The sequence below is a fragment of the Sulfurimonas sp. hsl 1-7 genome (assembly GCF_030577135.1).
In the GTDB taxonomy this organism is placed as follows: domain Bacteria; phylum Campylobacterota; class Campylobacteria; order Campylobacterales; family Sulfurimonadaceae; genus Sulfurimonas; species Sulfurimonas microaerophilus.
The window spans coordinates 245114-267110 of record NZ_JAUIRR010000001.1; the positions used below are offsets into that span (position 1 = coordinate 245114).

The following is a 21997-nucleotide window of genomic DNA, read 5'->3' on the forward strand; positions in this document are numbered from 1 at the left end:
CTCCGCTACTAATTGCTCGTAGCTACCGCCTCGTGTGAATATTTCTTTAGATATCTATATGTTTATGCTCGTTGGTAGACCTACGCTTTCAGCTACGGCCCTTTGAGAAAGCATTTTAGCTTTGCAAACTATACGAGTTCTAAGACTCTTATGTTTCTTTCATTAATGATGGTGGAAGTATGAAGTAATTTGGAGAAAAAGAATAGAAAAAAATTTCACATATTTCTTAGAATTTTTTATAAACTCCTAAAAGTTTGTAAATAGGTTGAAGGTCATCATCTAAATGTTCTTTGATTTTTTCTCTCCAAGCGATATTATCTTTGTTATTCTCTATTTGTTTGTTTAAACTCTCTGTAATTGCTTTGAGATTTATTATTGATTTAATATCATTTTTACCTGGATATGCAAAAATAAATAAGTCATTAACTATAGCTGTCACTATAGCATTATCAATTTTATTGATTTGGATTGTTGTCGGAATATCAAGTTGATAAAATAAATTTTCAATCAGTTCCTTAATTTGATATTTCTTTAAATTTGTTTGATTTAATATAAATTTATATAAAAGGATTGAAAGGGAAGTAGTAATCCCTTTTTCTGTCAGTGGCATATACTGAAAAAATTTAAATATATTTTTTAAACTTTGATGGGTATGATACATAGCTAAATATGTTGTTTCTTTATCATTTAACTCTGTTGCTTTCATTTTATTTTGTAAAGTTTTTATAGCCCATTGTAAATCTACATATGTCAAAAAATATGTATATGTATCACTTTGTAATTTAGTAAACTTTTCATAATCTTCCAAATATAGTTCAAACACATTTTTGTGAGTTTTCATCGTATAGCTATTGATTCTATCATTTAAGATGTCATAGTACTGTTGATTCTGTTTAAAGGCTGTAATGTATGGACGTAAACGTTCTTTATTTTCTTTTATTCTTCTTGTTTCTATCATATCTTTGGTGTCACCATTGATATATTGAATTAAATCAATATGCTTGGTATATATTTGATATATATCTTCACTTAAAGAGTTTATGTCTTTTTCATTAGTTTCAAGTTCTTTGAGTATATCTTGTATTATTCGTTTCTTCATAATATTAAAATTTGGCTACTTTATTGGAGAATATTTTACTCTAAAAAATTTAGGTAAGTGTATAAAAAAATTGTTTTTAATTTTCAATCTATATTGAATAATTTATATATTGGTTTTCAAGTTACATTTTATACATATATTAGTAGAATATTATAAACTGTTAAAGAAAACAAATCTTCTAAAAAAGAGAATATTTATGGATACTTCAATAAGAAAAAATGAAAAATGTATCATTGGTTTACCAAGTTGTGGTTATGTCTTTAATTCGACACAATCTTGTTTTATTGGATATGGTTTTAATTCTTCTCAATTGGAGGTAGACATTATCACTAATATTCTAGAAAAAGAACATATAGAACCAGTCGAAGCAAAAAATCATTCAACATATGCAGAAAGTGTTTTTTGCACGAAAATATGTTCTAAAATTATTACATCTCGCTTTTGTATTATTTTTGTCAATAATGATATTAAAGATGGAGTTTCAATGCCCAATGCTAATGTCAATATGGAATATGGACTAATGCTTGGTTTGAATAAACATATTATTCCTTTTCAAAAAGAAGAAGATAGTTTGGCTTTTAATATAGCTGGATTGGATACTGTAAAATATACTCAAGCTAATTTAAAAGAAAAAGCTACAAAAGCAATTAAAGAAGCTATTTTAAAGACAGCACAGCAAGAAATCTCAGACGAAGTTTCAAATGAACAAATCGAATTCTTTTTATTATCTAATGGCTTTGAAGTTACTAGTTTGGAAGATGTAGGGGAGCGAGTATTATATAAAATGGGAGCAGTTCTAAAGTTTTATTTAGCAACACATTTAAGTGGATTAGGTTATATGTATTTAGGGGATTTTAGAAGTTTAAGCACAGATACAACTGTTAAACGAATATCTAAACTGTTTGAAATACTTGCTATTAAATTAGAATCTATGAAAAAGAAACAGGAATTAAAAATTATACCATCAGATGATAAAGCTATAACAATTATGTTACATATCTTAAAAACTTTAAAAGTATGGATTATATGTGATAATCAAACATCAAAAAATGAAGTTGAAAAACAAATCAAAGATACAAAAATCCCAATACATTTAATAGAAGAATTAAAGGTTTTTGAATCAAGTGAAATACAAAGTGACCTTATGTAATTAGTATCTATAAAATTGGGGACATTCTATACTTATTATTTTTCAGTATTATAGGACTCAATTAAATTATCTAATTTTTTGTAGTCTAATCTGTATCTTTCCATGGCAAGTATATATGTCATAATTGCAAACATAATTATTAATGCTTGATAAAATGGACTCAAAATAAATATTAAAACTACACATGACACGAGAGAAACAAGTGTTATATTCCATAATTTATCTGAAATTTTATGTATTTCTCTTTGATTTTTTTTAAAATAAGATAATTTTCCATTTTTGTATATTAAGATTTCTGGAAACTTTTTCATATATTGAATAACACGGAAACACTTAGTATCTTTGGATAGATTTATAATTTCATCAGCATCTAAAATTAAATGATATGCACTATAAAATTCTTTTTGAAGAATACATATATTAGGAGTGTCTTTTTTTATTTCGTTATGCAGATTTTCTAAATGTGATGTTTTTATACGATGAACATAAAGAAAAACATCATTAAATAAAAATTTTATTATTTCTAATGTAACTTCTAGTATTTTTGTATACTTTTCAAACATATTTTCTACCTTATGATTCTAAGCTTTCAACGAATTCTATAACTAACAAGATTAAGATTTTGTTTGATATTGACTTCTTCTTATAATGTACACAGTTATTTTATCTAATTAATTGATTCAAAAATTGTCTACTTTATAGGAAGATTCCAAATTTCAAAATTTTTCATTATCTTTTGTACTTTTCTAATAATGCATTATTTTCTATTTGAGTTTTTATCACTTCAAATAATGCAATAATATCATTATGAAATTCATTATACAGTTTTAAATCAACTTGTAAATATTCACCGTGTGCAATATGATTTCGCATATCTACTAAATCATTAATTAAATCTTTTTTTGCACTAAAGGAAGATTCTTCCAAGTTTAAGATTAATAACATTTCTTGAAATACATCATATTTTAAATTAGATTTAGTATTAATGATTCCCTTTTTTGGTATATTAGATCTATTTGTATATTCATTAAATAATGTTTCGACAACTTTTGTTTTATTGATAATACTATTTACTTCTAGATCTCCAATTTTATTTTGTAATGATAAAGCTAAAAAAGAATATTGTAGTTTATCATTTGTAAGATGTTTACTTGATACATATTCTAGGTAGCAAGATAAAGTCACTTTTACAAAACCTTCCCAATGCGCATACAATAATGGAACTGCTGAACGTAAAAAAACTGATTGCATAGCATTTTTAGTAGTAGGAATTTTATTTTGTATAATTGTTAATTCTTTTCTTCTCCATCCAAGCTCTTCAGCTAATTTATTTGTTAAACCATCAAAAGTACGTAAATCTTTTGCCATTCCTTATTTCCTAAAATAAGTCTTTATAAATGGTAATAAGTTTGGAATTCTAGTTCTTGCATTTGTACCAGAACCTGTGTATTTTTTAAATTCGTCATCAGAATGTAAATTTTGAATTTTTTCTATAAGTAAATCATTATCTTGAGGGAATGAATAACTATCGATATTGTAAGCTACTCCAATAGAAATTGCTTCAAATGCTGATTCTAAAAATTTACCTTTAAACTTTGTTCCATCATATCTCTTAAATGTATTGTCATCAAGTATTGAATTTAGTATGCTAAAAGTACTAATAAACTTATCTTTAATCTTCTCATAGTCAAATTTATCTTCTAAAAGTATTTTTTCTGTAATATCATCAAAAAAATCTTTAATATCTTTTTTTGGAGTATATTCATAGTATAATAATGCAATATGCCGCAATACTAATTCTACATTATATTGTTCTTCATAAAGTCTATCACTGAGGGAGAGTGTATTTTGAAACTCTTTATTAGCAGCTAGTTCTATAAACCATTCATATGTTGGTTTATTAACCATTATCATAACACTATTTCTAACTTCCTGATCAGATGCATAAGAGCCACCTGTATTAAGTCTTTGAAAAACTTCAAACTTGGCATTTGCACCTGTATCTCCAATAATAATTGATAAGTTTAGTTTCACTCTTTTAAAATTCAATTTCACTGTATCAGGTATTTCATACTCTTTATCTTCTTCATTCTCCCATTTAAAATTTTCTAAATGTGGAAGATATTTTGTTGCTTGTAATGTTAAAGGTTCTTTACCTTCCAAAACACCCATAAACTGTAAAATAGTAGAAACCCTTTGTAATCCATCGACAATTTCCCAAATTCCATCTTCGCGTTGAAATACAAAAATAGATGGTAAAGGAATTCTCAGCATTATTGATTCAATTAATCTAGTTTTTTGAAGAGGTGACCATCGAAAAAATCTTTGAAAGTCAGGATTTATAACTACTTCCCCATTTATATATAAGTTTACAAGTTCTCCAATAGACATAGGGTAATTTTCATTTTTAAATTCTTCTCTTTTTACTTCAATTTCACGTATTAATGTTTCACTTGTAGTCATAAAATTTTTCCTATAAATTTAAATTCAAACATAAGTTTATATTTTATATAAGTATACTTTAAATAAATAAATATTTAGTGAGTTATACGCTGTGATAATATAAGAATAGCTTAAAGAGATATAGAAAGATTTATTGAGAGAACTGTTTTAGCTACTCAGTAGCTAAAATAGTGTTGTTGAGTAGCTTTTATTGATAGAAGAGAGAATTTAAAGTGGCTATTTTAAGGCTTTTTAGTTTATTTTAGACCCTCCAGTATTCGGAGCCTTTATAGTAATGAAATTGAACTTTATTAAGAGTTGAAAAAGTGTCACCAATGTGTCACCAAAATAGCAGAAATTATAGTTAATTGTAAGTGACTAAATCCATAAAATATCGTGTTTTAGGTACTTTAAAGCAGTCTCATAACGGAGTGGTCCCGTGTTCGAGTCACGGAGAACCCACCACTTTTAATTCCCAATACACGAACTTTTTATCAATTATAAGCTCTTTGAAATTACTTGATTCTCTTACTATTATTAAATAAAATTGTTTTATACATATTTTACACTGCAACACTATACTTCGATTTAAAAAAGTAAGTATTATGGAAAATTATATAGAAGATTTAAGTATTATTAATCTATGTGCATTTGCACTAGGCTTAATGTATGGATTAGTGGCTCAATACACTCAATTTTGTTTTAGCGGTGCAATAAAAGATTATATACAAATAAAATCTACAAGAAGAGCTAGTTCTATTTTAGTTGCTATTATTACAGCGGTAATCCTTTCTCAATCAATAGCTATATTTTTTCAAGTTGATTTTTCTAACACTATTTATTTGAAGGAAGAGATCAATTACATCGCTATCATAATAGGAGGCATCGTATTTGGAGCAGGTATGATGTTGGCTGATGGATGCAGTAGCCGACAACTGATCAAATTCTCTCAAGGCAATATCTACTCCTTAGTAACGATATTATTTATTGCTATTTTTGCTTATATAACCTCAAAAGGATTGTTTTCATACTTTACAAACTTGCTGAATCACAACGAATTGCTATTAAAACTATCATCATATTTGCCTAATATGCAATTGCCTATACTATTAGTTATTCCAGTTTTGTTATTTGTATTATGGAAAATGATACCAAACATAAAAAGCCTACTATTATGTTTAGATGGTGTAATTATTGGGATATTAGTCAGTTTAGCATGGGTAGTGACAGGAGTAATAAACGTAAATGAATTTGAAATATCAACTCTTGAAGGGTTGAGTTTTGTATATCCATCCGGCAAAGCTCTTGAATATCTGATGTTCTTTAGTGGAAGTACGTTGTCATTTGGTGTTAGTATAATATTTGGTCTATTGTTAGGTGGAACTGTTATGGCTTTTTTCAATAAAAAATATAGAGTAGTAAATTGTGCGTCAAATGATAAAGAGAATAAATTAAAAAACTCAATTATTGGTGGTAGTATGATGGGTGTTGGCGGCATCTTGACTTTAGGGTGTACAGTCGGTCAAGGACTTACCGGGATATCAACTCTTGCTTTTGCTTCTTTTATTGCTATTATCTCTATCGCCGTATCGGCTTACTTTACCGTTATATATCTGCATAAAAGAGATGCTTTAGCAAGTTGTTATCTTTTTGAATGGAATCAAAAATAAGCAAGTAAGTTTCTTTGTAGAGGTTTTGTTATAAATAAAAGATGGTACTTTGGATCTTCCTTAGAACGGAGTGCCCCCGTGTTCAAGTCACGGAACCTACCACTAAACTACGTTTTTAACCATTTTCAAAATTATCATATTAATATATTCCAGGAATCAGTTTATAGTGTACCTGTTGTGTATATTCTTTATACCCTTTTAGTTCTTCTTGAAGTGCTTTGTCTTCCAGTTCAGTTCTTATTACTGCAATTATTATCGCCATACCTACCGGAATCAATGTCCACAGAGAGTCTAAAGCAAGAACAATCCCCAAAAGTGCAAAAAGATTTCCTGCATAGCCTGGATGACGTACAATTCGATACGGACCGCTATTGCACACTTTATGTTCACCGTCTTTTAAGATACGTACCAAACTGAAAAAGAAACGGTTCTCGATCAGGGCCCATGAAGCAAAGGCATAACCAAAGGCGATCAGAATAAAGCCGAGTAGATTTACCCAAATCGGGAAATGGGAAGACCATGTAAAACGGTGATCAAGACCTGCTACTATCACAATGGGAAACGATATGCTCAACGCCATCAATGTTCCAAGCACTTTATCCCAGGACTTTACATCTTGGGCTTTAAAATATTTAGAGCGTTCAACCAGAATCCCAGGATGTCTTTGTTCTGCCAAAACACGACTCACTATGCCGGCTGTAACTATAAGCACTAAAAAGACCCACGCTTGCCACCAACTGAGATCCCATCCACAAACCAATAGAATGAGTGGTACAGAAAGGTAAGTTATGCTTACACCTAACCATTGTGAAGGTTGAAATTTATTGACAGATTTTTGGTTAATCATGGTCGATACCTCATTCTATTATTTATCTAACTAACATACTATCATCTATACATTTAAATTATATAAATAACAGATAGATTACAAAGCGTATGATTGACGAAAATTTCATCAGTTTTTTATGAAAAGTTGTTTAAATTTAAATATAATTTTTATAAATAAAAATTAGAGAGATTGCTACTTGTCTATTCAATAACCGACAGTATTCCGTCAGGACAAGAGTATAATAATTTCAAAAAGTTGTTTGTGATTCACTAGGAGAAAGGGTATTCATTGAAAGAAAAATATTTTGACGGTATTGAGTTAGATATTTATATACAAAGAAATGAACTCGATCTTCAAAAATTTTTATACATTGCCATAGAGTTATGTAAGGTTATAGAAAGTTCCCATAAACAAAATATTACTCTTAGAACTCTAAGCAGCTCTTCTATATTGATCGATGCTGAAAATGGTTTATCGGTTACGATAGTTCCTAACGATAAAGAGAATCAGGATAAAAAGAACCGTATCTACAGAGCACCTGAACAAAATGAGAGGATAAGTCTTACGATAGACCATTCTGTAGATATTTACAGTCTCGGCGTTATCTTTTACGAAATACTTTCTGAAAAACTTGAAGATGAGAGTAAAAACTCTCAAGACTTTTTTTACGAACTTTTTACTAAAGAGTTTCCCTCTTTACATGAACTGGATGCTTCGATCCCTATAACCATATCCAATATTATCGACAAAATGATGGCAAAAAACCGTAATGAAAGATATAGTGACATACTCTCAGTACATGTTGATCTTGCAAAATCTCTTCAACAACTGAAAGAAAACGGTAGTGTAGGTATTTTTCAACTCAATAGTTTTAAACCGTTTTTCAAATTTAACATGAATGGACTTATTTATGGCAGGGAAGTTCCTGAACAAGAGATCCAAAAGATCATCAGGGCAAGAGAACCGTTAAATACACTTATATCGGTTTATGGTAATTCAGGCGTAGGGAAATCCTTTTTTATGAATAAGGTGCTTCAAGATAATAAAGAATATTTTAGTCATATTCTTGAACTAAAACTAGAACGCTATCAACAAAATGCCCCTTATGAGATCCTTTATGATGCTTTGCGAAATTTTACCAAACAGATCCTTTCAGAAGATGAGAAAGTAGTAGAAGCTTACAGAAAGCAGTTGCAAAATATTTTAGGCAACGAAGCGCAGATACTTATCGATGTTATACCGGAAATTGAAGTTATTATCGGTAAGCAACCGCAAATTACAGATATTAGTCCTGTAGATAAAAAAGCGCGTTTTGATAGTATGTTATTTCATTTTATGGAACTTTTCTTTCAATCTGAAAAGCCGTTTTGTATCTATATTGATGACTTGCAGTGGGCAGATGAGGTCATTATCCAGTGGATACAAAACATCCTATTAAAGTTCAACAATCTTTTTGTATTTGTCACGTATCGTAATGAAGAGGTCAAAGAGGAACATGAGATTAGACAGATGTTTAAGAGACTCTACTCTTATGATGTAAAAATAGAAGAGATCCACCTCAAAGGTCTTCAAAAAGAGGACATTAAAGAGCTCTTATTTAACACGATGCAATTAGACCAAGTAGATGCAGTAGCAGAGATCATTGTACATAAAACGGATGGGAATGCTTTTTTTGTAAACCAGTATATTAAACAGCTCCAAGAAAACAATACGATCCGTTTTAGCCATGAGACTCTTGAGTGGTACTGTGACCTGCAAAAACTGCAGGAGATGCCTATCAGCGATAATGTGTTTGAGGTTTTGAGCAGAAGAATAGGACTGCTTGACGAGCATGTACGTAGTTTGTTGAATATCGCAGCCTGTTTAGGGAGCCATTTTACTTATACAGAATTGCAAAGCATCTATGCAGATGATACTTTATTTGAAGATGCCTTGGATGTAGCTGTAAAAGATGAGTGGATCATTTTACAGACAAACGCCGAGGAAAAAGGGTACAGTTTTTCTCATGACAAGATGCAAGAGGCAATCTACTCGAAACTTGATGATGAAACATTATCCCGTATCCATTATGAAATAGGGATCCAGATCCTTCAAAAGGAACATAAGCTTGAGAACAAGACGCTTATCTCTTGTGTAAATCATTTAAATATAGGCTATAAGCTGCTTCAAGATAGAGCTCCTCTTATAGACCTGAATGTCAAAGCCTCATTACATTCTAAAAAAAGCGGCGACTTTACAAATGCCTTGATTTATATTAAAAAAGCTATGGAATTTATCTTCAGCGAAACATCAAACATAACAGATGTTTCTATCCTTAAAGAGAGGGGAGAGTGTGAACATCTTTGCCATAATAGTGACGAAGCTGTATATTACTATGAACAAGCACTGCAGCTGAGTGATTCGAAGATACAAAAAGCACAGATATATGAACTCTTAATCAAGTTCTATTCCGATATTTCCGATTTTCAAAAAGCGTATGAAACGGGCCGTAAAGCAACGAAGCTTTTTGGATTTAATATGCCGAAAAGTTTTTTCCCGCCACAGTTCGTATTTGATTTTGTCCGTTTAAAAATAAAGCTTAAAGGGAAAAGTATCGATACGCTTTGTCAGCTTAGAGATGCAGAAGATGAAGAGTTTATCTATCTTGTTAAGCTTGCGGCTAATTCTCTACAGGCAGCGTACCAGATAAGACCGGAACTTTGTGTAGCCAATGCTATTAAAATTGTTACTCTTTGTTTGCAAAAAGGTTTGACAAAAGAGTCGGTGATCGCATTTACCGTTTTTGGTGTGATCTTTCAAGGCGGTATCTTGGGCAATCATACACTAGGGTTTGACTACTACCGTCTTTCGATCAATATGCTCCAAAGATTTGAAAATACTATACAGCATGCAGAGGTTAAGTTTGTCAGCGGTTACTTTGCAACTTCATGGAAACAACCTGCTTCTATGACGGAAAAGCTATGGGAAGAAGCTTATGAAAACGGTCTTGAGATCGGAGATTGGTTCCATACAGGGTGTGCAGCTGCGGGGATAACACAGAGTATGTTTATGCGGGGTGTCAACCTCTCTCTGATGTTGGAGAAGATAGAACATTTTTTAGTCGTACTCAAAAACATCGGAACCATGGAACAATATGGTGCAGTTTTGAGCGTTAAACAGGCAATACTCAATCTACAGGGAAAAACGGCTGAGTTTGACGAGTCTGATTTCATTCAATCTCTTGAGAACTATCATTCAAAACATTTCGCTCATTATTATTACATAAACAAGTTGAGTGTGCTTTACATACAGAAAGAGTATAAAAAAGCATTGGATCTATCCAACGAAGGGAAAAAATTTGCATCTGATTCAAAAGGGATGCTACACAATACAGAGCATATTTTCTATGAAGCACTGACAGTAGCCAAACTCTATGAATACGAAACCTTTGCCGTACAATTTAAGTATAAAAAAATTATTCAAAAAGCAAAGAAAAACTTTTACATGTGGTCTAAAGAGTGTGCAGAGAACTTTATGGCCAGAGCTTATCTTTTAGAAGCGGAACTCTATCGGCTTCAAGGAGATACAAACAAAGCTATAGAGCTTTATGAAGAAGCTTTAAATACTGCTATGATCTATATGCAGACAAACCTCATGGCAATTGCAAATAAGTTGACACAGGAGCTCTATGAAGAGCTCAATCAGAAAAAAGCTGCACATAGCTATGAAGAAGCATTTTTAGACAACCTAGTTGAATGGGGAATGGTAGAGAAAGGAGCTGAAGAAAGGATCGCAAAATTCGATATTGAAACGTTGATGAAAGCTTCGGAAATTATCGTAAAAGAACAGCGTCTTTCAAATCTTTTACAGGCTCTTGTGAAAATTATTATTAAAAATTCCGGAGCGCAAAACGTTTTTCTACTCTTAAAAGAGGAGGAAGAACTTTTCATAGAGGCTCAATACTCTATTGATGATAATGATACTAAAGTGATGCAGCATCAGCCTTATATGGAGTCACAAAAGATAGTACATCCGATAATTAACTATGTTTTACGCACGCAGAAATCTGTTGTTCTTGATAATCTCAATGAAAGCAAAATATTTTTTGATGTAAAAAATTTCCATAAACAAATTAAGTCCCTTCTTTGTGCACCGTTGATCCTCAAAGGGGAGATAAAAGGGATGATTTATCTGGAAAACAATTTACTTCCGGGTGTGTTTACCGATGATAAAGTGGAACTTTTACAGTATCTCAGCGGACAAATAGCGATATCGATCGAGAATGCCGTTGTGTATCATAATCTGGAAAAAGCAGTTGCCTTACGGACAAAAGAGCTGGAGATTGCAAATAAACAGCTTGAAAAACTTTCAACTATCGATCCTCTTACAAAAATAGCTAACAGACGTCAGTTTGAAACCCATATGCAAAACATCTGGAGCCTTGCGATACGTAAAGAGGTACCAACCTCTATTGTTATGTGTGATATAGACTATTTTAAAAAGATCAACGACACATACGGACATATTGTCGGGGATCATGTTTTAAAGAATATTGCTGATATTATTCAAAACTCTTTAAAACGCACCTCAGACCTTGCTGCTAGATACGGTGGTGAGGAGTTTATTATTGCGTTGTACGATACTGACCTTGAAGGGGCTAAAAGAGTGTGTCAAAGTATTGCAGACATCCTTAAAAATGATCAAAATAACTTTGTTATAGAGGGGGTTAAAATAGACCCATTTACCATCAGTTTCGGTGTATCTAGTCTCATACCTGAAAAAACACATAAATACCAACAGCTTGTAAAAAGTGCAGATGAAGCTCTTTATGAAGCTAAACGTAACGGTAGGAATTGCATCGTTAGCTATGTAGTATAGATATTTTATTGAAAAGTTGAGGTGAATTATTTGTATCACAAAAGTAGAGCAACCTATAGTAACATTTGAGTTGAGAAATCTCCTTATTGGCTGTTTCTTTCGTGTAAACTTGCAAAAATGATAAAATCTTGTATAATTTGATATGTTTTTTTTAGTTTAATAAAGTAAGGATTGCTTTGAATAGTTCTGATAAATATCCCTTTGAAGAGACATCGTTAAAAATTATTGAATCTTTGATAGATATGCAAAAAGATTTAGTATTTGTATATCATGATAACGAGCCGATACTCTTTAATAAAGCGAGTAGAAATTTCTTTGGGCTTGAGAGCCTTGAGCAATTTGCCAGAGAATACGGGACACTTGAAAATAGGTTTATGCCACATGATTTTTATTTCCATGCAGGCAAAATCGAAAATCAGCAAACTTGGCGAGAGGCAATTAAATCTTTAGATGAAGCTGACCGCATTGTGAGTATGTTAAATCATAAAATCAAACCGCATGCTTTTTCCGTAACTGTTGAAAATCCTTTAGACGGGTACGAATTGGTCTTTTTCCATGACATTACAACTGATTTGATCAAACGTATTATGACTGAAAACAAGACAAATCTCGACCCTGATACGGGAGCATATAATAGAAACTATTTTGAACATATCTCTCCAAGGCTCATAAGTGCTGCAACATTTAACGAAAAGCTTCTGGGTATCTGTTTAATAGAACTTGCAAGTGATGAAACAAGTTTAGTTCAAAGTGTTTCCCAAACTATTAAAGATAATATACGCCATGATGATATGCTTGTACGTTGGAATAAAAAAAGTTTTATGGTGATTTTTTTAGTCGGATCTCCAGAACATGCACAATTAGTCGGCCGTAAAATTGTCAATAATCTTAATCTATCTCAACCGGTTCAAACGAGCATGAGTGTGCAAGGTGATGAAGATAACATTCAAACAATTATACAACGTTGTGAAAATGCGCTCAGAGAGACAAACGATACCTTTTCAATTGTATAGACTTGTTTAGGCTACATCAAGATTGTATCTAATGATAGAACTTGGTTTGCCTATATAATATCCTTGAGAGTAGTCAATCCCTAAATTTTTTAAATAATTAAATATCTCAATGTTTTCAACATATTCTGCGATTGTTTTGAGAGAAAGCTCCTCACATAATAACTTGATATTTTTAACGAGTTTTTGCGCTTTTGGATCAGTGAGTATATCTCTGATAAGTGAGCCGTCAAGCTTTATGTAGTCGATATAATCACTTAAAGCTATAATGTGTTGAAAGTTTGAATAACCGCTTCCAAAATCATCAATAGCTACTCGACATTTGGCCTCTTTGAGGTTTTTTATAAATTTATAAAAGAATTGATAATCATTAATATTTTCCGACTCAACAATCTCTACAACCAGTTTGTTATGAACTTTATATTCCTCAATTTTGGAAAATAAAAAGGTTTGAAAAGTCTCATCTTGAACATCTTCAATACTTAAGTTGATCGAAAATTCAAACGGTTTATTTTGAAAATATGCAAATGATTGTTCCACTAACATACGTGTTAAAGATTTATACTTTTTTAACTCTTTGGCGATAGGGATAAATGTATCTGGATAGAGTAACTGCTCGCCGTTTTTAATTCTCATAAGTGTCTCATATTTTTCTATAATACCGGTTTCATTGTTGATAATAGGTTGGTAATGAAGTTCTAGTTTTTTATTGTCAATAGCTTGCTTTACACTTTGAGCTACTTTGAGATTTTTTTTGTTTGTTTCAACACTATGTGGATGAAGATTCCTATAGATGTAATAATCATGTTTTTGATCGATGGCATGTTCAAGTGCAACTTCTGCTTCTTTGAGTTCATCAATGTTGTTATTAAGTTGTTCCGGAGTACTCGCACCGATAGTGATATCGAGTAAAACTTCAATATCGTCTTCTACCTGGAATGTATGAGCTTCTAAATAGTTATGAATTTTACGTAAAAATTTTTTCATCATATCTAAGTTGTGATAATTATATTTTAATGCAAATCCTTCGTTATTGTAACGATACACTTTTGCTAAATGCTCCTCGGTACATTCACTAAGTGTCTTAGCAACCATTTGCATTAATTTATTTGCGATCTCATGACCGTAAATATTTTGAATTTTGATGTAATTATTGATATGTATCAACACGATCACAGATTGTTTAAATTCATGCTGTTGTAAATCAATAAAAAGGCAACGGCGATTTGGTATTTTTGTCAACTCATCAATATTTTTAGTATTGTTCATTCTTTTTTGCATAACTGCGGGGATTTTTGAGAAAAAATATACAACCGGTAAAAGAGCTATCGCTAAAAAAATTAAAAAATATATAAATTTATTTTGAATCGAATTGATATCTTGGCTTATCTGATCAAATTTTAAATCCATAATCATTTTTAGGTTTTGTCCGTTTTTTATATTGTCGATTTCAGCAGAATAAAATCTCTCTCCGTAATAGTAAGGTTGTGCAAGGAGTTCATCAGCTGTCTTTTTAGCAAAAGTATCAAAAATAGTTTTACTCTCAAACTGATCACCCTCTATACCCCCATGGTTATTATTATTAAGGATATAACGACCTTTATCATCTATGATATAGATATTATAGAACGTAGCTTCATTGAGTTTTTTGAACAATGTGTGCAGGGAGATGTTGTAGATCAGCATTCCACGTTGTACACCCTGATTGTCATACAAAACTTTTCCAAGACGTATTGTCGCTTTTTTAGGGAGTTCTATCTTATTGTGTTCTATATTTAAATCGATGTTCGATATCCCGATTTCACCTTGAGATAACCCTTTAAATTGTTCAAAATAATCTCTATGTGATTTATCTTGCAGTAAAGAGGTGGGAACAACATAATATTTGGTTTCTTTAGAGTTGGCATCACGGACTATACGTTCTATCCTTACTTTTTCAACACCGTCCATATCTAAAAGACGTATTTGAAAAATATCCGGAAAAGATTTTTCTATAGTTAAAAAGAGGTTTTCTACAATCTCTTTGTCATTTTGAGCATTAATGTATTTATTGAGATACACATTCTCAGAGAGAACATTTAAAGAGGAGATGTAAGAGTTGAAAAAATCGTTTATATACTCTTCTCTTTCAAGAAATTTGTTTTTGAAGTGCTGAATAGATACGGTTGAGACATCATTTTTATTTACTATGTTAAAGATACTTACCATGGCTACGATGAATATAAATGCACCCAAGAGATAAGCTATGAGATAGATTTTAGTATTTGTAAGTTGTGAAAACCATCTGTCTAAAATTCGTTCCTGCACTGTAAACTCCTTTCTTGTTTAATAAAAAAATTATTTTTAACTTTAAGTGCAATTTTAGTCTTTATAAATGGATTAAAAATGGATTTTTATCTTTTTTAGTGTAAAATAGCTGAAATAACGGAGAGATAATGAAAGTATTGATTGTTGATCGAGATAAAGAGCTTGCGAATGAATTACAAGAGTATTTCAGGAAGAAAAGTATTGAGATAGATCTATTATATTCATACGATAAAATTCTTGAAGAGTATAACCAGGTGAATCTTCATGAATATGACAGCTTTATTTTTGAGATAGATAATGAAAACCAACAGGCGCTAGATATACTGGATTATATGAATATTTTAGAGATAGACAAACCGGTGATCTTTATCTCTAAAGAGAAGGGGATAGATCTGCTATCTAAAGCATTTGCTATGGGTGGAGAAGATTTTATTACGAAGCCGTTTCATATAAAAGAGTTAGAGTTACGGATGCTCAAAGGTATTAGAAAAAAGATCTCAAAAGATGAGATTGAACTTCCCAATGAATATACTTACATATACTCAGAATACGCAGTTGCCAAACATCACTCCTATATCGATATGACAATGAAACAAAAACAACTGTTATATCTGCTCATTACAAATAAAAACAATTTAGTGACATATTCAATGATCGCGGATTATGTATATAACGGAAAAGAGTTTAGCAACAATGCAATTGCAACCCATATTCGAGATATTAGAAAAAAACTGCCAGGGATCCCTATTAAAGCTATCAAAGGTCATGGATATATCTTAAAGGTATAGCTCAAATTTACTATAGACAAAACTCTATTATGATACAATTGCCTTAAAACTATTATAGAGATTTTAGAATGAAAAATACTATTGCACTATTGCAAAAACATAATGAATTAAAAGTAATTGATACAGAATTAGATATCTATTTGGAGATCCCACACCTCGCTTATGCTGAGGTGAAAAAAGACGAAGCAGGCAAAGCACTTCTTTTTACAAACGTGATCGATAAAAAAACAGGACATAAGTTTGAAGAGCCTGTACTTATGAATGTATTTGGTTCATTTAAAAGATGTGAACTTCTTTTTGGTCGCAAGATCGAGAGCGTTGCTGATGAGATCACAAAACTGCTTCATATGAAACCACCTGCATCATTTCGTGAAAAACTTTCAATGGCAGGCGAACTGTTTCAATTAAAAAATATTTTTCCAAAACGTTTAAAATCAAAAGGTGCATGTCAAGAGATCATCCATCTTGAAAATGATATAGATCTTACAAAACTGCCGGTACTTACAACATGGGAACAAGACGGTGGACCTTTTATCACTATGGGGCAGGTTTATACACAGTCACTTGACGGCGAGATGGTAAATCTTGGAATGTATAGATTGCAAGTGTACGATAAGAACCATCTTGGGATGCACTGGCAGATCCATAAAGACTCTTCACACTTCTTCGATCAGTACCAAAAAGCGGGGAAAAAGATGCCTGTATCTATTGGAATCGGTGGTGATCCACTCTATACTTGGTGTGCAACTGCTCCGCTTCCTTACGGTGTAAATGAACTTTTAATGTACGGACTTATCAAGAAGCAACCGGCTGAGCTTGTAAAATCGATGACAAATCCGCTTTATATTCCAAAAGATGTAGATTACGTGATCGAGGGGTGGGTAGATCCTTCTACGTTAAAAGTAGAGGGACCATTCGGTGATCATACGGGATATTATACTTTAGAGGAACCGTATCCTGTTCTAGAAGTTTCTGCAATTACAATGAAGCGGGACAGAACTTTCCTGGCAACGGTTGTTGGTAAACCGCCGTTAGAAGATAAATATATGGGCTGGGCAACAGGAAAGATCTTTTTCCCGTTACTAAAAACTACAACACCTGATCTTATTGACTATCATATGCCTGAAAATGCAGGTTTTCACAATTTGATCTTGGCAAAGATGCAGCCGCTTTATAAAGGGCATGCAAAACAGTTTATGCACGCTTTTTGGGGAGCAGGGCAGATGAGTTTTGTGAAACATGCAATTTTTGTGGATGAAAATGCACCTTCGCTTGAAAACTATGAAGCGTTTGCAACATATGTGCTTAATCGTTTCACTCCAAAATCTATGTTTATCACAGAAGGGATCTTAGATGCACTTGATCACTCTTCACCAGAAGCGTTAGTAGGTGGAAAACTTGGAATCGATGCAACATCGGCAAACAAAGTGGAACCGCCACAGCTTCTTGGTGATGCAGAGTTGTTGGAAAAAGTAAAAGAGCTTATTCCGGATGCTGTAGATCTGCATCAGTTTATGAGAAGAACAAACAATCCTATAACAGTGATCAGTGTAAATAAAATGAAAAATGCCAAAGAGTATTTTGATGCCTTGTTACCGTTAAGTACAAATATCAGAATAGTAGTGTTTGTAGATGCTAAGAAAAATGATGTTCGTAATGCGTATATGCTTGTATGGAGAGTGACAAATAATATTGATGCACTTCGTGATATATACAAATCAGGGTTAATGGTAGGTATTGACGGAACAAACAAAAATGAACTTGACGGTTTTACAAGAGAATGGCCTGACGATGTTGATTGTACAATGTCGGTTGTGAATCATTTAAAAAATATTAGAGTTTGGGATCTTGATGAAGATTTATTCAAAAAGTTCCAATTGTTATAGGATTGTGATAGTTTTTATTAAATTGATTCAAATCTAAGCTTCATATAATAATTTCTAATGTAATATGACTTCTATTTATATTTTAAGGCTTGAAAATGACTAAATTTGTATTTGCTGCGTCGGCAGCTTTAATACTATTATTCTCGTCAGCTGATGCAGCTATTTATAAAGGACAAAAAGAGTTTGTCAAGAATTGTGTAAAATGTCATGATAGTGGGCAAACATTTGTAGCCAGTCATAAAATGAGATATTGGAAGAAAATGATGGCTAAAAAAGGGAAGCTGTTAGCAGAACTGCATTTGGAAAATCCAAAAGCGAAAAAGTCATGGAAGTACTTTCAAAGCAAAAAATATACAAAAAAGATTAAACATCTTAAACAGTTTCTAGTAGAGTATGCAAAAGATAGTGGAAACGTACCTGCTTGTAACTAAAATAGTATAAAATATAGACTTATAAAGCTTAAGTCTATATTTCCTCTTTGTAAAATCACCTAATTTCGGTAAAATATCAAACTTTTTTAAAAAATTTCAAGGAAACTCTTATGGATAAAATGTGGTCAGGTCGTTTTAGCGCAAGTGCATCAAGCTTATTAGACCAATTTAATGCTTCGATAATGTTTGATAGAAAACTATACTTAGAAGATATAGAAGGTTCATTAGCACATGCAACAATGCTAGAAAAACAAGGTATTTTAACAGAAGAAGAGTTAAAACAGATTACTGATGGTTTACATCAAGTAAGAGCTGAAATAGAATCGGGTGAGTTTGAGTGGAAAATCTCTGATGAAGATCTTCATATGGGGATTGAAAAACGTTTAACAGCTCTTATTGGTGATGCAGGGAAAAAACTTCATACGGCACGTAGTAGAAATGACCAAGTTGCGGTTGATTTCAGACGCTGGACACTTAAGAAGAACCTTACTTTAGTAGAAGCTCTAAAAGCTCTTATGAAAGAGGTTCTAGTTGTAGCTGAACAACATACAGAGACTTTAATTCCTGGAATGACTCACCTACAACATGCACAACCGATTAACTTTGGTTTCCATTTAGGTGCATACCTTTCAATGTTTAAACGTGATATTGAAAGATTTGAAAGCTCGTATGAAAGAAATAACGTTTCACCACTGGGATGTGCAGCATTAGCTGGAACTCCACATAATGTAAACCGTGAAACTACTGCTGATCTTCTTGGGTTTGACAGTGTAAGTGTAAACTGTTTAGATACGGTAAGTGACAGAGATTTTGCGTTAGAGATCTTATTTAATATCTCTACTATGATGATGCATATTTCACGTCTGAGTGAAGAGCTTATCATGTGGTCATCATACGAGTTCGGATTTGTTGAATTAAGCGATGAATACTCAACTGGTTCTTCAATTATGCCACAAAAGAAAAATCCTGACGTTCCTGAGCTTTTACGTGGAAAAACAGGGCGTGTATACGGATCACTTATGGGACTTTTAACAGTTATGAAAGGGCTTCCGTTAGCGTATAACAAAGATACTCAAGAGGATAAAGAGGGTGTTTTTGATGCAGTTGAAACTGCTGAAATCTCTTTAGAGATCTTAAAAGAAGCTATCAAAACTATGACTGTAAAACCGCATAACATGGAAAAAGCATGTGCAATCGGTCACTTAAGTGCAACAGATTTAGCAGATTATCTTGTAGAGAAATGCGATATTCCATTCCGTGAAGCGCATTTTATTACAGGTCGTGCAGTAGCTAAAGGTGAAGAACTAGGTGTAGACCTTAGTGCAATGGAGTTTAAATATCTTAAAGAGATTGATGAGAGAATCAATGAAGATGTAATGCCGTATTTAGCACTTCGCCACTCTATGAATGCAAGAACATCTCAGGGTGGAACTGCAACTGTAAGAACATTAGAGCAACTAGAGTTTTTTAGAGCTTATATAACAGAACAAAGTGAGGATTTAAACGTATGAAAATAACTGTATCACATCAAGATGCGATGAAGTTTGAAGCAAAGACTGAAAAGTCTAGCTTCATTATAGATTGTCCGACAATCTCACCAATTGAGTATTTTTTATCGGGAATTATTACATGTAGTGCGACGGATATCGTAATGATTCCGAAAAATCAAGGTAAAACTGTAACTGACTTGGTAGTTGACGGTGAAGTTGAACGTGCTGAGGATCATCCGAGAAAGTTCGTAAAACTGCATTTAACGTATAACTTTAACTCTGATGCAGATGACGATACTCAAGCTGCTCGCTGGGTAATGGCTTCGGTTGAGACATACTGTTCAACTATCAATACTATCCGTGATACAACTGAGATCTCTTACTCAATTACACACAATGGTAAACTTATCCGTGAAAATGAAAAAATGATTAGCGGTGGCGGTAGTAAGATAGATATGGGCGATATTGACGCTTGTTGTAGTTAATAGCTAGGGTTTCACCTAGCTACCCTGATAAACCTCTTCATAAACTTTCATTCTTTTTGTAACTCTTTTTAAATAATGTTTCGGCTCATCATATTTTAGATCTCTGAGAAGTCTATTATATACCTCATTTGGTGTAAGCTTGTTTATCACTTTTGCAGCAGAAGGTACACTGTTTGAACGTACAAAAGCACGTGCCACATTTCCAGCTCCCGTGTTATATGCTGCAATAGTACAATAAAGTCTGCTTTGTGGATTTTTTATATGTTTGAGATATTGATAGTATAAGATGTGTAAGTAGGCACTTCCAAGTTCAATATTGTTTTGTGAATTATAAAGATAACTTCCCGATACAAGTCTTTTTTGTTTATAGAGATAATTGTATGCATCAATTCCGGCTGTTCTTGGTACAATCTGCATCAATCCGTAAGCAGGAACGTGTGAACGTGCCATAGGGTTAAAGCTGCTTTCTGAGTGCATAATAGCGAATATTAAAGCAAGTGAAACATCTTGTCTTTTGGAATTTTTCACTACATCATTCAGGTATGTTCTTGAGCGTTTGTATGTTGTGTTTTTTGGAAGTTTTACTTCAACAAAATAGACTTTTTTTTGCTTTTTTGAAGTTTTTACTTGAATGTTTTTTGTATTTTTATCGACATAATCTACAACATCTTTTTTCTCCGGAGGCTTTGTAAAAACGATGTTTGCAAGTATTGGTTTTGCATCCGGTTTTGCACCTACAACGTTCTTCGGTTTAGCAATTTTTTCCAGTCTGTTTTGCAGAGGATCAAGCTCATATGCTTTTTTAGTATCGAGTGTTACAGCTTTTGCAAGGGCAACGTTAATCTTGGCTTTCGCCTCTTTTTCTGAAGATGCTAAGGTTTCGATTTTAATAGTTTCATTTTTAAAGTCAACATCTGTACGTGTTTTTTTGTCTTTTGTATAGCTTATCCATTGGGTTTTATTTGAAAGTTTTGGGTCATCCCAAAAAACACCCAGCTCTTTTTTATAATCTTCAAAAGCTTTTTGTTGTGCAGCCTTGTATTGTTCAAAGGCACTCTCTTGGGATTGTTTGTATTGTTGAAACTGTTTTAACTGGTCTGTATATGATTGCTCAGCAACAAGAAGTGTTGCTGAAGTGATAAGGGGAATAAATAGTTTTTTTAACATGAATTTAGATCATATTTTTAGGATCTGAATCGCTAAAGTGCCCCCATTTTAGTTTTGATCCGCCTAAAATATGAAAATGGAGATGTGCAACCTCTTGTCCACCGTTCTCGCCAACATTAGTAATTACTCTGTATCCACTTTTATCAATTCCAACTTTTTTAGCTACCTCTTGGATAAAAGCAGTCATTCCTGACATCATCTGTGGCGTTACTTCATTAAAACTGTCAACATGAAGTTTTGGAATAGCTAAAATATGAACAGGTGCCTTTGGATTGATGTCGTGAAACGCTAAAAAATCATCATTTTCTAATTCAATATTTGAGGGGATTTCTTTATTTACAATTTTACAAAATATACACATATATTATTCCTTATTTTTTAGTTAT

17 protein-coding genes are annotated in these 21997 nt (G+C 32.4%); 9 read left to right on the forward strand and 8 right to left on the reverse strand.

The features are described 5' to 3' along the window. Positions 1-226 precede the first annotated feature (226 nt). Positions 227-1099 carry a hypothetical protein gene (locus tag QWY88_RS01255; RefSeq protein WP_304543223.1) on the reverse strand — a complete coding sequence of 291 codons (873 nt, stop codon included), beginning with the start codon at positions 1097-1099 and terminating at the stop codon, positions 227-229. Between the two features lie 196 nt (positions 1100-1295). Here QWY88_RS01255 and QWY88_RS01260 point away from each other — a divergent pair, with 196 nt between their 5' ends. Beyond that, a complete protein-coding gene (locus QWY88_RS01260) occupies positions 1296-2249 on the forward strand; it encodes a hypothetical protein (RefSeq protein ID WP_304543225.1) in 954 nt (317 codons plus the stop codon). A 35-nt stretch (positions 2250-2284) separates the two neighbouring features. On the opposite strand, the gene QWY88_RS01265 is transcribed toward QWY88_RS01260, so the two are convergent. The 3 genes from QWY88_RS01265 to QWY88_RS01275 form a co-directional block, all read right to left on the reverse strand. Beyond that, positions 2285-2812 (reverse strand): hypothetical protein, encoded by a 528-nt coding sequence (locus QWY88_RS01265; protein WP_304543227.1) that lies wholly within the window; start codon positions 2810-2812, stop codon positions 2285-2287. Between the two features lie 166 nt (positions 2813-2978). Next, the gene (locus QWY88_RS01270) at positions 2979-3617 is read right to left on the reverse strand and encodes an MAE_28990/MAE_18760 family HEPN-like nuclease (protein WP_304543228.1); all 639 of its coding nucleotides are present in this window, start codon (positions 3615-3617) and stop codon (positions 2979-2981) included. Positions 3618-3620: 3 nt separating this feature from the next. Further along, positions 3621-4712: a DUF262 domain-containing protein gene (locus QWY88_RS01275; RefSeq protein ID WP_304543232.1), complete on the reverse strand. Its 1092-nt coding sequence runs from the start codon at positions 4710-4712 to the stop codon at positions 3621-3623. A 584-nt stretch (positions 4713-5296) separates the two neighbouring features. On the opposite strand from QWY88_RS01275, the gene QWY88_RS01280 reads away from it, so the two are divergent. Next, positions 5297-6361: a YeeE/YedE family protein gene (locus tag QWY88_RS01280; protein ID WP_304543234.1), complete on the forward strand. Its 1065-nt coding sequence runs from the start codon at positions 5297-5299 to the stop codon at positions 6359-6361. Between the two features lie 139 nt (positions 6362-6500). Here the strand turns inward: QWY88_RS01280 and QWY88_RS01285 are convergent, their stop codons facing one another. Next, on the reverse strand, positions 6501-7208 hold the full coding sequence (locus tag QWY88_RS01285) for a methyltransferase family protein (protein ID WP_304543235.1): 708 nt from the start codon (positions 7206-7208) through the stop codon (positions 6501-6503). Between the two features lie 270 nt (positions 7209-7478). Here QWY88_RS01285 and QWY88_RS01290 point away from each other — a divergent pair, with 270 nt between their 5' ends. Both QWY88_RS01290 and QWY88_RS01295 read left to right on the forward strand, forming a co-directional pair. Next, positions 7479-12047, forward strand: coding sequence for a diguanylate cyclase (locus tag QWY88_RS01290; protein ID WP_304543237.1), 4569 nt, complete (start codon positions 7479-7481; stop codon positions 12045-12047). A gap of 176 nt (positions 12048-12223) precedes the next feature. Continuing rightward, entirely contained in the window at positions 12224-13060 is an 837-nt protein-coding gene (locus QWY88_RS01295) for a nucleotidyl cyclase domain-containing protein (protein ID WP_304543239.1), read from the forward strand. Between the two features lie 6 nt (positions 13061-13066). Here QWY88_RS01295 and QWY88_RS01300 read toward each other — a convergent pair whose 3' ends face one another. After that, positions 13067-15364, reverse strand: a complete 2298-nt coding sequence (locus QWY88_RS01300) for an EAL domain-containing protein (RefSeq protein ID WP_304543241.1) — start codon at positions 15362-15364, stop codon at positions 13067-13069. A 128-nt stretch (positions 15365-15492) separates the two neighbouring features. On the opposite strand from QWY88_RS01300, the gene QWY88_RS01305 reads away from it, so the two are divergent. From QWY88_RS01305 to QWY88_RS01325, 5 genes are all read left to right on the forward strand, one after another. Continuing rightward, complete coding sequence (locus QWY88_RS01305) at positions 15493-16152, forward strand: response regulator transcription factor (protein WP_304543243.1); 660 nt, start codon at positions 15493-15495, stop codon at positions 16150-16152. A 68-nt stretch (positions 16153-16220) separates the two neighbouring features. Further along, the gene (locus QWY88_RS01310; protein ID WP_304543245.1) at positions 16221-18038 is read left to right on the forward strand and encodes a menaquinone biosynthesis decarboxylase; all 1818 of its coding nucleotides are present in this window, start codon (positions 16221-16223) and stop codon (positions 18036-18038) included. Positions 18039-18133: 95 nt separating this feature from the next. After that, positions 18134-18469, forward strand: coding sequence for a cytochrome C (locus QWY88_RS01315; protein ID WP_304543247.1), 336 nt, complete (start codon positions 18134-18136; stop codon positions 18467-18469). 110 nt (positions 18470-18579) lie between these two features. Then, complete coding sequence (gene argH / locus QWY88_RS01320; protein WP_304543249.1) at positions 18580-19980, forward strand: argininosuccinate lyase; 1401 nt, start codon at positions 18580-18582, stop codon at positions 19978-19980. Beyond that, entirely contained in the window at positions 19977-20444 is a 468-nt protein-coding gene (locus QWY88_RS01325) for an OsmC family protein (RefSeq protein WP_304543251.1), read from the forward strand. Before argH ends, QWY88_RS01325 begins: the two co-directional genes overlap by 4 nt. Before the next feature lie 15 nt (positions 20445-20459). Here QWY88_RS01325 and QWY88_RS01330 read toward each other — a convergent pair whose 3' ends face one another. Together QWY88_RS01330 and QWY88_RS01335 are read right to left on the reverse strand one after the other, a co-directional pair. Beyond that, positions 20460-21611 (reverse strand): transglycosylase SLT domain-containing protein, encoded by a 1152-nt coding sequence (locus QWY88_RS01330; RefSeq protein ID WP_304543253.1) that lies wholly within the window; start codon positions 21609-21611, stop codon positions 20460-20462. A gap of 4 nt (positions 21612-21615) precedes the next feature. After that, positions 21616-21972 carry a histidine triad nucleotide-binding protein gene (locus tag QWY88_RS01335; RefSeq protein ID WP_304543255.1) on the reverse strand — a complete coding sequence of 119 codons (357 nt, stop codon included), beginning with the start codon at positions 21970-21972 and terminating at the stop codon, positions 21616-21618. Positions 21973-21997 lie beyond the last annotated feature (25 nt).